Source organism: Laspinema palackyanum D2c (assembly GCF_025370875.1).
Lineage (GTDB): Bacteria > Cyanobacteriota > Cyanobacteriia > Cyanobacteriales > Laspinemataceae > Laspinema > Laspinema palackyanum.
Genome location: NZ_JAMXFD010000005.1, coordinates 257,620 through 270,351, shown reverse-complemented (window position 1 = coordinate 270,351; position 12,732 = coordinate 257,620). Strand labels below are relative to the sequence as shown.

Annotated in this window: 12 protein-coding genes and 1 riboswitch; of the genes, 3 read left to right on the top strand and 9 right to left on the bottom strand. The window is 46.7% G+C overall.

Annotated features, from left to right (window positions below; translation table 11 throughout):
* Nucleotides 1-28: 28 nt before the first annotated feature.
* Nucleotides 29-1,438, top strand: a complete 1,410-nt coding sequence (locus NG795_RS09340) for an MATE family efflux transporter (protein ID WP_367288388.1) — start codon at nt 29-31, stop codon at nt 1,436-1,438.
* On the opposite strand, the gene NG795_RS09335 is transcribed toward NG795_RS09340, so the two are convergent.
* Nucleotides 1,435-2,004, bottom strand: a complete 570-nt coding sequence (locus tag NG795_RS09335) for a Uma2 family endonuclease (protein ID WP_367288387.1) — start codon at nt 2,002-2,004, stop codon at nt 1,435-1,437. The genes NG795_RS09340 and NG795_RS09335 overlap by 4 nt on opposite strands.
* Before the next feature lie 456 nt (nt 2,005-2,460).
* On the opposite strand from NG795_RS09335, the gene NG795_RS09330 reads away from it, so the two are divergent.
* Together NG795_RS09330 and NG795_RS09325 are read left to right on the top strand one after the other, a co-directional pair.
* Complete coding sequence (locus tag NG795_RS09330; RefSeq protein WP_367288386.1) at nt 2,461-2,685, top strand: hypothetical protein; 225 nt, start codon at nt 2,461-2,463, stop codon at nt 2,683-2,685.
* 87 nt (nt 2,686-2,772) lie between these two features.
* Nucleotides 2,773-2,846: riboswitch (Glutamine riboswitch) on the top strand.
* A 32-nt stretch (nt 2,847-2,878) separates the two neighbouring features.
* Entirely contained in the window at nt 2,879-3,085 is a 207-nt protein-coding gene (locus NG795_RS09325; protein WP_367288385.1) for a hypothetical protein, read from the top strand.
* A gap of 245 nt (nt 3,086-3,330) precedes the next feature.
* Here the strand turns inward: NG795_RS09325 and NG795_RS09320 are convergent, their stop codons facing one another.
* From NG795_RS09320 to NG795_RS09285, 8 genes are all read right to left on the bottom strand, one after another.
* Nucleotides 3,331-4,977 (bottom strand): hypothetical protein, encoded by a 1,647-nt coding sequence (locus tag NG795_RS09320; protein ID WP_367288384.1) that lies wholly within the window; start codon nt 4,975-4,977, stop codon nt 3,331-3,333.
* Nucleotides 4,974-5,348 (bottom strand): hypothetical protein, encoded by a 375-nt coding sequence (locus NG795_RS09315; protein WP_367288383.1) that lies wholly within the window; start codon nt 5,346-5,348, stop codon nt 4,974-4,976. The genes NG795_RS09320 and NG795_RS09315 overlap by 4 nt, the downstream gene beginning before the upstream one ends.
* Before the next feature lie 59 nt (nt 5,349-5,407).
* Nucleotides 5,408-5,809 carry a type II toxin-antitoxin system tRNA(fMet)-specific endonuclease VapC gene (gene vapC, locus NG795_RS09310; protein ID WP_367288382.1) on the bottom strand — a complete coding sequence of 134 codons (402 nt, stop codon included), beginning with the start codon at nt 5,807-5,809 and terminating at the stop codon, nt 5,408-5,410.
* Entirely contained in the window at nt 5,806-6,045 is a 240-nt protein-coding gene (locus tag NG795_RS09305) for a hypothetical protein (RefSeq protein ID WP_367288381.1), read from the bottom strand. The genes vapC and NG795_RS09305 overlap by 4 nt, the downstream gene beginning before the upstream one ends.
* A 139-nt stretch (nt 6,046-6,184) precedes the next feature.
* Nucleotides 6,185-6,436: a UPF0175 family protein gene (locus tag NG795_RS09300; protein WP_006616897.1), complete on the bottom strand. Its 252-nt coding sequence runs from the start codon at nt 6,434-6,436 to the stop codon at nt 6,185-6,187.
* Nucleotides 6,437-6,578: 142 nt separating this feature from the next.
* The gene (locus NG795_RS09295; protein ID WP_367288380.1) at nt 6,579-7,502 is read right to left on the bottom strand and encodes a DUF4435 domain-containing protein; all 924 of its coding nucleotides are present in this window, start codon (nt 7,500-7,502) and stop codon (nt 6,579-6,581) included.
* A gap of 2 nt (nt 7,503-7,504) precedes the next feature.
* Nucleotides 7,505-8,773 carry an AAA family ATPase gene (locus NG795_RS09290; RefSeq protein ID WP_367288379.1) on the bottom strand — a complete coding sequence of 423 codons (1,269 nt, stop codon included), beginning with the start codon at nt 8,771-8,773 and terminating at the stop codon, nt 7,505-7,507.
* 47 nt (nt 8,774-8,820) lie between these two features.
* Nucleotides 8,821-12,612 (bottom strand): CHAT domain-containing protein, encoded by a 3,792-nt coding sequence (locus NG795_RS09285; RefSeq protein WP_367288378.1) that lies wholly within the window; start codon nt 12,610-12,612, stop codon nt 8,821-8,823.
* Nucleotides 12,613-12,732 lie beyond the last annotated feature (120 nt).

The following is a 12,732-nucleotide window of genomic DNA, read 5'->3' as shown; positions in this document are numbered from 1 at the left end:
AAATATCCCTTGCCCCGATACTATTTTAATGCACAGTCTGTCTCAGTCCAAAGTTTTCTCCGAAGTCAAAGCCACCCTGTACCTGGCAATTCCCCTGATTGCCGCCCAACTGGCGCAAGCCGCCACCGGATTTGTGGATACAGTCATGATGGGGTTACTCGGCAGTGAGACATTAGCCGCAGGGGGTTTAGGTGCGATTATCTTTTTCACCGTCATCCTCATTTCTACGGGGATGGTGTCCTCCGTTGGGGCGATCGCAGCCACCGCGCATGGTGCCGGAGAACTCCACCGAATCAGTCGCCTGACCATTCAGGGACTCTGGTTAACCCTAGCACTCTCCCTTCCGATGGGTTTCCTAATCTGGAACCTCAGTCCCCTGTTGCTGCGCTTCGGACAGGACCCGAAAGCCGTCGCCTTAGCGCAAACCTATCTACAGGCGCTAATTTGGGGATTTCCCGCTGCCGTAGGATTTGCCGTATTACGCAATATCCTTTCCGCCCTGAATTATACCCGCCCGATAATGGCGATCGTCGCCAGTTGCGTTCCCCTGAATATTGGCGGAAATTATGTTTTGATGTTTGGCAAATTTGGTTTACCTGCCTTGGGTTTAGCAGGAATTGGATGGTCCAGCACCCTATCTTTTTGGGTAATGTTTATCGCCGCTGCTAGTTTTCTAGCCCTGAGTCGCCGGTTAAAATCCTATCACATTTTTCGGACTTCTTATCAGTTTGATGCCCGAGAATTTTTGGCAATAGTCAAAATTGGCTGGCCGATCGCCGGACTCTTTGCCATAGAGACCGGACTTTTTGCCGTCACCACCTTTCTCATGGGAACCTTGGGAACCGTTACCTTAGCCGCCCATAACATCGCCTTACAAACCGCCAATATCACCTTTATGGTTCCCGTGGGATTGTCTCTTGCCACCACGGTGAGAGTTGGACAAGCAATCGGCAGACAAGATATGAGTAGTGCCAAACGTGCTGGATATGTCGGCATTGCGATCGGGGTAAGTTTCATGAGTCTCACCGGGTTATTTTTGTGGACCAACCCGGATAAAATTGTCGCCTTATATTTGGATATTCAAAATCCCGACAATCAACCTGTATTGGAATCAGCAATATCCTTGTTAGGCATCGCTGCCATGTTTCAAATTTTTGATGGAATGCAAGTGGTAGCCGCCGGTGCTTTGCGGGGCGTAAAAGATACCCGAATTCCCATGTTAATTGGATTTTTGGGCTATTGGTGTATTGGCCTCTTCAGTGGCTATATCCTCGGCTTACGCCTAAATTTTGGCGGCGTTGGCTTATGGTTAGGCTTAGTCCTCGGACTCGCTTTTTCCGGTTTATTGTTGACCTGTCGCTTCGCTTATTTACTAACCGGCAAAACAGATTTTATTAAAAAAAATAGCGATATACCTCCCGGGAATAAACAGGATTAAACGGCAAATACTTCATCATAAATTTCTGTCAAAGTCAAGGTTAAACCCACAGAATTTAATTCTAAACTATCATTCGGACCTAATCGTTCAACCTCCCAATTTCCCGACCCCTCGCGTCGATAAACCTCAACCTGCATCTGGTCTTGAGAAACCAACACATATTCCTGCAAACTCGCTAAACTTTGATAGTTAAGACGTTTTTCTCGGCGGTCTATGGTTTCCGTCGAAAGAGATAAAACCTCTACAACTAAACAGGGGTGAATTTTATAAAATTTTTCTCGGTCTTCTTTGTCACAAGTCACCATAACATCGGGATAGTAAAAAATATCTCCCGTCCCTTGGGCGACTTGGATTTTTACTTTCATATCCGAGATAAATGTTTTACAGCCACTCCCTCGTAAATGACTGATTAAATAGGTACAAAGGTTAGCAGCAATCCGATTATGTTCCTCACTGGCACCCGCCATTGCAAACAGTTGTCCCCCCAGATATTCATGGCGAACGGGGCTAGTTTCTTCCTGTTGGAAATAATCATCAACAGAAATAAAAGCAGTTGCTAAGTCCATAAATTTTCCTCCGGTTGTTAACCTTTAATTTACTAATACTTTAGCGCATCAGCACCTTGTTAAATCCCGGGGACAAGAAACCGGGTTTTTGGCCCAGATTGGGTGTTCTATTGCCAGAAATGGGGTGAAAAACCCCGGTTTCTAACCAATCCTGATCGACGTCCACGGTAGGGGAAACCTCAACCGATCGCCCAAAAGGAAGGGATAGATTATTCAACCCGGGCAAAAAAATGCTGCTTTTGACAGATGCGGTTGAGCGAGGATTGCCGCTAATCTGGATTCAGCTAAATCCAATCGCGCTATTAACCGGATATGCCGAATATAGCATCGATTTTTTTTACTAAAACATTATATCAGGGATTGCCCTCTAAAGCAGAGTTTTATAGAAAAAATTCTGGAACTAGAGAAGTGCGATCGCCTCCTTTCTTCTGTAAAATTCCCTAATTCAAAACAATCATGAACTATCTTACCATTGACCCTATCCCGCAAGGGATTTCAATTCCCGAACCCAATCCATTACCCCAACCGGAACCTCCCCCGAATCCCGAACCCCCGACACCGGAACCCGTCCCTCAACCGATTCCTCAAACTGTTCCAGCACCTGTACCGGAAGAAGTTCCGGCACCTATACCGCAAACCGTTCCTGCGCCAATTCCTCAAACCATTCCCGAACCCCAATAGAGGGAGAAATAAGGGACCTGATAATTTGTCTAGCTCAAGGGCTTGACAAGACTTCCAAAAAAGTTGTAAAACTGATTAAATAATCTAATCGTTCATTTTTCCCCAGGCGATCGCCCTATGGGGAAAAACGGAAGTAGGTATTCTAGCCGAAGGAACGCATTGCATCTTTCCATAAAGTATAGAGGTAGATACAATGATGCTTGTGCCTTCATTAATGTCCTTGGCGATCGCTTCCTTAGCGTTTTGTCTAAGTGTCAATACAACCGAAGAAATCGTCAAAGTAGCGACAATGGTCCTTGCTGCCTTTTGCCTGATTTTAAGCGTAATCTTTGCACCTTGGATTGTGAAACTCGCGCTGGTTGCGATTCCCTTCGTCAGTCAAAAACTCAATCCCGCTTAACCCCTGCCTTCAACCCTCCAGTCATAATAGCACAAAAGGCAATTTATTCACCCAATTGTGAGAAAAATCTGGAGGCAGATTGAGTGTAATCTCCCCAGATGGGATAACCGGAGGCAGAACCCAAGTTATTTCGCCTCATGGCCTAATTTTTATAAAAGTAGGTACAACGGGTTCTCACAAACCGGATTGCGGTCCCAAATTTTTCCCCAGAAACACAAATTTTGCCAGAAACTCGGTTTTTTGCCTTAAGGCGATCGCCTCTTTTTCCTGAACTTAATCAACGCGATCGCCAGGAGTGACGCTAACCCAGCAAAAGCGAAACTCAGCAGCAAGGCAAGAATAAACGGATGGGGGCGATCGCCGTGGGATGCTTCCCAGGGAAAAGTCATCGGTTCTTGCTGAAAGATTAACGCTGAGGTCGATGCCACAATCGCCCCCACCGCAATCCCCCACCCAGCGATTTGGATTTGATGTTCTAGGGTGCGATCGCGTTCCGCCTGGTCAATTTCCACCAAACCGCGAATCGTATTAATTGCCGTATCTAACAGCCGTTCCCCTTGTTGCAAATACACCAAATCCGCCTCAATTTGTCCCTGAAACGTCCCAAAAATCTGATTCGCCTTATCCCGCCAACCCGTCAAATCACCTTGACTTTTCACCTCCATCCGTGTCAAAGTATTCAGATAATTTTTCCGATTAATCTCAATCGTATTCTCGAACGTGACCAAACTCCGCATTCGTTGAGAATAGCGCAACGATAAATCCAACAAATTCTTGATTTTCTGCTTTAATGACCTTAACTCTTCCTCCGACAAATCCGGCGGCACAGTCGTCGCAATATTCGGCGGAAAAGTCCGAATCGTCTTCTCTATCGTTTCAATATCCTGATTCGCCTTTCTATATTCCTCACGACTGTCGAGGTAATTTTGATAAATCTTGCGTTCATAACAAAACAACTCGGTTAAAGACCACTGAAGCGCATTCAGTTTATTTTTACTCTCTTCTAAAAATATCAGCAAAATCAGAATCTGTCCGTAGGTATGGTGATTATAAACATCCTGATACTCATACAGAAATCCCCCTAAAAACTCTCGACTATCCCAGAAAGGAAGCGCGGATTCCAGGGAGTCAATTCCTAACAGGTTTTGTAATAACTGATTAGCTAATTGTTGACTCGCTTCCAGACTCGCTGCGGAAGAGTCGATAAAACCACTCAACAGAATCGTTGTCCCCCAAGAGGCTTGTTTGAGATGAGTTTGCAGGGGTTCATCTAAGGTTGACGAAGTTCCGGTAAAAAATGAATCAGGGGGTCGTAATTCCGCAATATCTGAGAATTTTATACCATCTTGTCCCAGTTTTTGGGGATGGAGCAATTGCAACAAAAAACTATAGCTATCATTGATGTATTGAGGACGGAAAGCTCCTCGAAATCTCTGGGATAAATTTAAGTGTTGGATGCCGATTTTTCCCGGATTATTAATAATTTTAAAAAATGGATTATTAGCAGCAGTTAGCCCTTCAAAGTCCGACCTAAATAGATAGTCGTGAATGACATCTTCTAGGGTATAGTTATAGTTATTCAGATAATTGTTTAAATTAACAAGAATTTCCAGCAAAATTATCCTCAGTTCAAGCCACCATAAAAACCTCCGAATTGTATTAATATACTGAAACCAATCATCAAGAATTGTCCAAGGGGATAACATCTCTTTTTGCAACTGTTTAATCAGCGAATCCACCAACCCATAATCCGCCAATAACTCCATATAATAAGCAATCATTAACCTCAAACCTAAATCCTTATCCGGTTCTTTAAGGCTTGTGGCTTTCAGGCGTTTTAAATGATAGGTAAATAACCGAATTTCTGGGGCATAAATGACGGGTTCTGTCATGATGATTGCTGCTGATGCTGCTCTTGAGATTGACTGATTGTTTCCTCCACAAATCTTAGAGATAAGTTAGGGATTCTCAGGATTTGGGTCTCAGTTTCGTCCTCGTCCGGGTCTTCGTCTTCAGAAAATGCATCACTTAGGACGGGTCGGAGAGCTTGGAGAATTGAACTATATTGGTGTTTTTGACACCAGGTTGTAATCCCTCGTGCTATGATTTTAATATCATCATTGGCTTGAGCGAGGCTGGCTTGCAGTTCCCCTAAAGTTTCCCAAGCCTTGGGGGGAATAATCGCACTCTCGGGTTTTTTGCTTTCTCGATGCAGAAGCAGTAAGAAAGCCCGCACAATTCGTTCTTTTTCAGATGTTGGCATGGTCTAACCTCATCATGGCTAACTGTTGTATTATAAGGCGATCGCCGTAAACGCAAATCCTACTCAACCCAATTCTCCAGATTCAAACCCTCAACTCGGCTGAACTCTTTAATATTATTAGTCACTAATATCAGTCCCCGATTGACCGCTTGAGAGGCAATCAGTAAATCATAACTGCCAATAGGTTGCCCTCGTTGCTCTAATGTGGCTCTAATTTCGCCAAACTTTTGAGCATCTTCTGGACAAAAGGCTACTATTTGAAACGGCAAACAAAAGCGAGTTAAGGTTTCTCGATTGCGCTGGGGGTTTTGGCTCTTGGCTGCTCCATATTCTAGCTCTGCCAACGTGATTATAGAAATTCCTATCTCTCCAGAATCAATCGTTTGCAATCGCTCCTTAACCCTCAGAGGTTTTTGTTTAATCACATAAATACAAATGTTAGTATCGAGTAAAAATCTCATTCAAACATATCCTCTCGTACCGGAAGTTGAGGTTGTTCTCGAACTTCTAAAAAGTCCGGGCTAAAATGAGATAAGTTATTCCACCAAGTTTCATCAAAACATGGTGTTTCCTGAGAGTCTTGTTCCTGAGTTGGGCGATCGTCAGCCCTAACCTGATTAACATAGGCTAAAACCCGATCAACTTGGGATTCCGGAAGGGTTTGAATGGCTTGAATCAGTTTTTCTCTGGCTGTCATCTGTTGTTCACCTCTATAATGTGGGCATGGTCTAACCTCATCATGGCTCACTGTATTATAAGGCGATCGCCGTCAAACCAAGTTTAATAATGATTAACAATAGCAAGATTGGAAACCGCAGAAGTATCGCTGACAACAATCATAACCAGCCGCGATCGCGCAGGTGCTGAACATCCTGTTCAAAATCTGCTACATCGTAGTGAACACAGATACCACGCTCTGCCAGCAGCTTTTGAAACTCCATAATCTCCATCGCCGCAATAGTGCTGGCACGGCTGAGAGAAACCCGCTCTTGTTCAAACAGGGCCACCGCAATTTCCCTAAGCCAGTCCTTCTGATTAAAGGTTTCAGTTTGGCTAAGGCTATCCGGTAGATTCAGTGTAATTTGCATCCGCTCACCCTCCCACACTCACATTAATTTTCTGGGTCAACTGTCAGAATGAGCCTTTTCCGGGCTCGCGTTCCTGACTCAATTATAATCCCGCCGCCGTAAACGCTGACCAATAAATAATTGGCTGAGGCGAAGGGGGCATTTATAAACTACCGAGTCGATTGGTTAGGTAATCTCTTAAATCTGAAGGACAGGGTAGACGAGGGGCCAGCAATTCAACGATATTGTTGATATTGATGGGCGATCTAATTTTTAGCTTAACTTTTCCGGTTTTGACCTCTTCTTCCAGTCGGTTCAAAAACTTAATGAAACACCAGAGTTCTTGTTTTCCCCGCAACCAAACTTTTGTCGGTAAGGCTTCCAATTCTCTGATGGTAGAGTCAATTGCCCTCGGATCAGGCTGGATCTTTACATTACAGACTCTTCCTAAGTGAGAAAAAATATCAGGTTGCCAGTTGAGCAGAATTTGATAATTTATATCGAGAGTCAGGATTGAAATGTTTATATTATTGGTGTTGGGTTTTTCGCCTAATCGCCGACTTGCTAAAAGCCACGCCATCCACGGTAAAAAAACTGAACGATAATCCTGTTGGAATTGATTAAATTTTTGGCAGGCGATCGCAATTGCCTCACTGGATGAATCCACCCCCCAAAAATCGGTTAATATCGCGGCAATGGCGGGTTCTGAAACCAGATAATTCTCAATGGAGTAGTGTTGGGTGACGAATAAGCCTTGCTGAGTTTTTGTTCCCCGAGTTTCACCGAGGAGGTCATCATGGTCTTTATCCACAAAAAACATGATTCTGGGGTTATTGGGAAATCGTTTACCTAGATAATCATAAGCATTCAACACTTCCTTTTTATTTCCCAATATAATGGTTTCCACCGATAAAGCCTTTTGTTCAGCAAATCGTTGAACATTAACTCGAATCAAGGAAGGATCATCGCGTCCCTCCAGAAAAATTGCGATCGCCTGACCCTGGGGTTGAAAACTGAGGAGAAATATATTTAATTTCGCTTGGGGTGTTTCCGGTGCAGCCTTCAAAGCATCCAAGAACGATGACATTGTTAAATCTCCTCAATAAACTCACTGATAGAATGTGCATATTCCGCCAGTGAATTTTCAAAAACAAAAGGAGAATGAGTCACCGCAATTAAACCGGAACACTTTTCCGTATCCTTCAAGTCTTGCAGAAACCGGCGTTGCCAAGGTACAGAGATGGATAATTCTGGTTCATCAATTACCACAAAATACTGCTTGTAGTCACTTAACAAGATATGGGAAAACAATGAAATGATTTGTTTCTCTCCCGAGGATAAACCCGGAATGGGCACTTCGGTCATCTCTTTGTTTTTGCGCTTAACAACAAGCTTGAATTCACTGGAGTTAAACTCCAACTTTTTGTTACTGAGATACTGATTAACCAAATCAACTAACTTTCGGATGGGGCGTTCTTTTTCCTGTTGACTTTTATGAATTTCGACCAACCGAGTCAAAAAATAAGCAGTCACCCGTTGTTCTTCTAATAAAACCTGGTTAGTTCTGACATCTTCAAGGATCTGTCCCAGTTTTTGGCGATCGCCTTCTGAAAGAATATCCCCAATCCGAGGAAGCATCACCTTGATTGTTTCCGTAAATTCCTCCGTAGACAGTTGAGATGCCTCAACATTTTTATAGTTATTACGAATAATATCCCCCAAGTAACTCCCAGTCAATCGATTCAGTTCCTGGCGGAAATTTTGCTCTAAGCCTGATAAAGTCGAGTCAAAGGCTTGAATTACATCTTCCATGCCAAACTCAACCAGTTCGACATAGCCAGATTGTGGCTTTTCCCGAGAACGATTTGCTTGAGAAAAAGGTAAGACATCATCAAAGTCTCTGTCCGGAAAAACATCGCTTAATTCTTTTTCAATTCGGCGATAAGTGGGTAAAAACAAGACTTGTTCTTCAGAGTTAGATTGGATAGCTTCAGCCAGTCCATCTGTAACCTGGCTTTCTTTATGCTCCTCTAAATAAGTAAGTTTTTGATGAAATTCAATCCCGTTCAAATACCAGTTATTTATTCTTGTAATTTGATTATTTTTTTTAAGAATGCGTAAATCTTCTCTAAAAATGGGATATTCTTGGACACCAATTGTAACGGTACAGGAATGAAAGGGAACCTCGGCTAGACGGTCCCATTGAGCCGTTAATGTGTAATATAATAAATTAATCAGTGTACTTTTACCCGAGCCGTTTTCACCCACTAGGATTAAAGTATTGTCTTGAATGGGGACATCCAAATTATAAGCGTCAAAGAGACGCTCTATCCGAATTCGCTTGAGGTCAATAGACATTTAATTTACCGCATCACGTTAGGAATCATCTTGACGGTCATCCCCCATTATAATCCCGCAGCCGTAAACGCTGACCAATAATAGGCATTAGCAAAGGGCGGGTTATCATCAAATAAACTCAAACGGTCTTCCACTTCCTCCACTTCCTCCTCCGTCGCCTTCTGCTCATGTTTGAGCCAGTCCAGAACATCAGCAGAAGATAACCCCCGTAACCAGGTTTGAGCCGCTTGCAGGGCAACTGTCACCGAGGGATAATCCGGTAAAATTTGATAGAGGCGCAGGGTCACCAGAGTCGCCGCCAGTTCATCCACATTCCAGAGACTGGCGACCACCGTTCGCGCTCCCGCGTAGAAAAAAGCGCTGGATAATCCCACATAGTCATCCGTGTGGGAGGTTTCCACCAAGCCGGTTTTGCAAGCGGACAGCACCAGCAGGCGACAGAGGGGTATATTCAGACCGTTGAAAATCTCCAGAAAGGTCAGCCTTTCCCCATTCGCCAATTTCAGATAGGCGTTGAGGGGGTTAGCCTCGTCAAATTCACCGTGACAGCCAAAATGGACGGCGTGACTCTGCTCAAGGAAGGTTTGGCTGTGGGGTGCGGTTAAATTCGCCCGGGTCGCTTGGTCGCGACGCAAGACTTGATGGGGACTGAATTGGCGCAGTAATAGTTCCACCCCCCACTCCGCAAAGGGGAGATTTTCCGGGTTAGTCGGGTTTTGAATGGCGAAGAAGGGGACGGTTTCCCGGTTGAGGGGGGGACGCTGCTGGAGGTTGTTGAGAATTTGACAACTGGGGGCATATTGCACGGGGAACCAGTCTTGCAGACATTGGCCCTCACTCCCAGAAGGGGAGGGGAGAGAGACGGGGAGAGCGTGGAGGGGGATGAGGTGCAGTTCCCGGTGGGGAATCAGGATGAGGTGTTGAATCTCGGATAATTCAGCCAGAAGGCGGGGGAGTTGCAGGGCGGCGCTGAGGGTTTCCAGGCGTTGGGGGAGTTGCTGATTCCAGGAGGGTTTTCCGTAGTCGCTGCGGTAGTCTTGGAGGGCTTGGTCCAGGTGTTGGCGGTCTTCGGCGCTGAAGTGGTGGGGGGTAATCTGGATTTGCTCGTCTCGGCGGGTGACGAGGAAGGCGTAAAACCCGGATTCCGCTTCCCTGGGGAGATACCACTCCATGAGGGCGGTTTGGGGCGGGAGGAGGCGGCGCAAGTCCGGGAGTTGGGCGGGGACTTGTTGGGTGAGGGTAAAGTTGGGGTCGTCGAGTTCCGTGAGCAGGTCTTGGAATTGCTGGTTAGCGGCTTGGAGTTGTTGGCGGATGAGGGTTTCGGGTGAGGGTTGGTTGGGGTGTTTTTCGGTGGTGGGGGTGAGGGTGTCCCTGGAGGTGTAGGCGAGTTGTTGTTGGTAGCTGGCGATTTGACGGCGCAGGTCGCTGATGCGTTGTTTTTGTGCGTCCGTGGCGTTTTTGGGGTAGAGGTTGGCGCTGTCGAGGAGTTCGAGGAGGGTGCGGGATTTACTGCGTTCGACGGTGAGCAAGGCTTGGGCGTAGTCTTGGTGGTTGATGCAGGCTTGCACCATTTTTTGATAGATATTGAGGGAGTTGGCGATGAGTTCCCGTTTGGTGGCTTCGGAGGTGGCCCAGTAGCGGCTTTGTTCGATGGCAAGGATGGCTTGGTTGTAGCCTTCGATGGCGATTTCCCAGTTTTGGAGGTTGTAGCCGAGGTCGCCGAGGTTGCGTCCGGTTGTGAGGCAGTTTAGGGGGAAGGCGGAGGGGGTAAAGACTTCGAGGGCAGCTTGGAAGCAGCGAATTGCCTCCTCGATATTGTCCGCTAGCTCTCCCCGGATGCGGTGTGAGTAGGCAATCGCCAAGTTATGTTGAGTCCCTGCCCAGTATTGGGGAAAGGCATCACGGGTCCTTACTTCTAAAGCGGCTTCATAGCAGGCGATCGCCCGCTCAATATTCTCCGCCCGCTCTCCCTGGATCCGTTGACAGTAGGCATTCCCCAAGTTATTTTGAGTCATCGCCCATTTTTCCGGATAGGCACTGGAGGTATAGACCTCTAAAGCCGCTTCTAAGCAGCCAATCGCCCGCTCCTGGTTCCCGGCTTCCTCTCCCCGGATGCGGTTACGGTAGGCTTCTCCCAAGTTATTTTGTGTCATCGCCCATTTTTCCGGATAGGCGCTGGGGGTATAGACCTCTAAAGCCGCTTCTAAGCAACCAATCGCCCGCTCCTGGTTCTCGGCTTCCTTTCCCCGGATCCGGTTAGAGTAGGCAATTGCCAAGTTATTTTTCGCTTCTGCCCATTGTTCGGGATAGGCGCTACTGGTTCTCACTTCCAAAGCGCCTTCAAATGAGCGAATTGCCCGCTCTAGGTTATCGGCTCGCTCTCCCCGGATGCGGTATAAGTAGGCAAGCCCCAAGTTATTTTGCGACATCGCCCATTTTTCCGGATAGGCGCTGGGGGTATAGACTTCAAAGGCTGCTTCGGAGTAGCGAATTGCCCGCTCGATGTTCTCCCCCCGCTCTCCTCGGATGCGCTTCCAGTAGGCAAGTCCCAAGTTATTTTGCGTGTCTGCCCAATCTTCGGGAAATGCGCTGCGAGTCCTCACTTCTAAAGCGGCTTCATAGCAGGCGATCGCCTGCTCTATGTTCTCAGATCGTTCTCCCCGGATGCGGTCGCTGTAGGCATTCCCCAAGTTATTTTGCGTCATGGCCCAATCTTCAGGATATGCACTGAGGGTATAAACTTCCAAAGCGGCTGCGTAGTGGCCAATCGCCTGATCCAGGTTCTCGGCTTGCTCTCCCTGGATGCGGTATAAGTAGGCATTTCCCAAGTTCATTTGGGTCATGGCCCATTGTTCGGGGTAGGCGCTGCGGGTCAAGACTTCTAAAGCGGCTTCGTAGTAGCCAATTGCCCGTTCTAGGTTTTCCCTTCGCCCTCCCCGGATGCGTTTCCAGTAGGCAAGTCCCAAGTTGTTTTGCGACATCGCCCATTGTTCGGGGTAGGCGCTGCGGGTTCTGACTTCTAAAGCGGCTTCGTAGTAGCCAATTGCCCGTTCTAGGTTCTCCCCTCGTTCTCCCCGGATGCGGTTACGATAGGCTTCTCCCAAGTTATTTTGTGTCATTGCCCATTCTTCGAGATAGGCACTGGGGGCATAGACTTCTAAGGCGGCTTGGTAGCCGCGAATCCCCTCCTCGATGTTCTCCGCCCGCTCTCCCTGTAGACGATATAAGTAGGCATTTCCCAAGATATTTTGAATGGTTGCCCAGGCAGTTCCGTTATTCTGACCATCAAAAAAATCGAGGGCTTTGGTGTAGATAGTAATAGCAATTTCTAGATTAATCGCCCGTTGACCCCGAGGAAATTGTTGAACTAAATTGGCAAAACTAAATAAAGTAGCAATGTTAGTGCTTGTGGCAAAGGCAGGAATCAGAGCAATCAGATCCTGATTCAGTTTGTCCCCGTGACTGTCTAGGAAAGGATAAACAACAGACGGACTAAAACCACTTTCTCTGGTCAAGCGCAGGGCTTCTTGCAAAAAGGTTTTATATTCTGCGGGTGTTATCTCGCTTTGGGATGGCTGCACTGCCCCCTGCGCTAAAAATGCCCCTATCCGTCGTGCCACATTTCGTACAAACTCTGCCTCCTCATTGTGTTCCGCTTCCTGAAACTGTGCTGCCGCCCACTCGCACACCTGCACAAAACCTTCATCCAGCAACTCCAGATGACTTTTGAGGATTTGCGGTTCCTCCCCACTGGGACAGTCGAGGAGTTCTTGAATCAGGGAGAGATAAGCCTGCACTCTGTGTTCATCCATCGCCACATACCGGGTAGGGGATACCACCCGGATTTTACCCCATCCCCGCCACTGAGAAACCGGGTTTCTTTGTTAAATCTTTGTGAAGAAACACCAGATGCTGCTAGAAACCCGGTTTCTTTTCCCCCACCCCAAATGCAGCTTTTT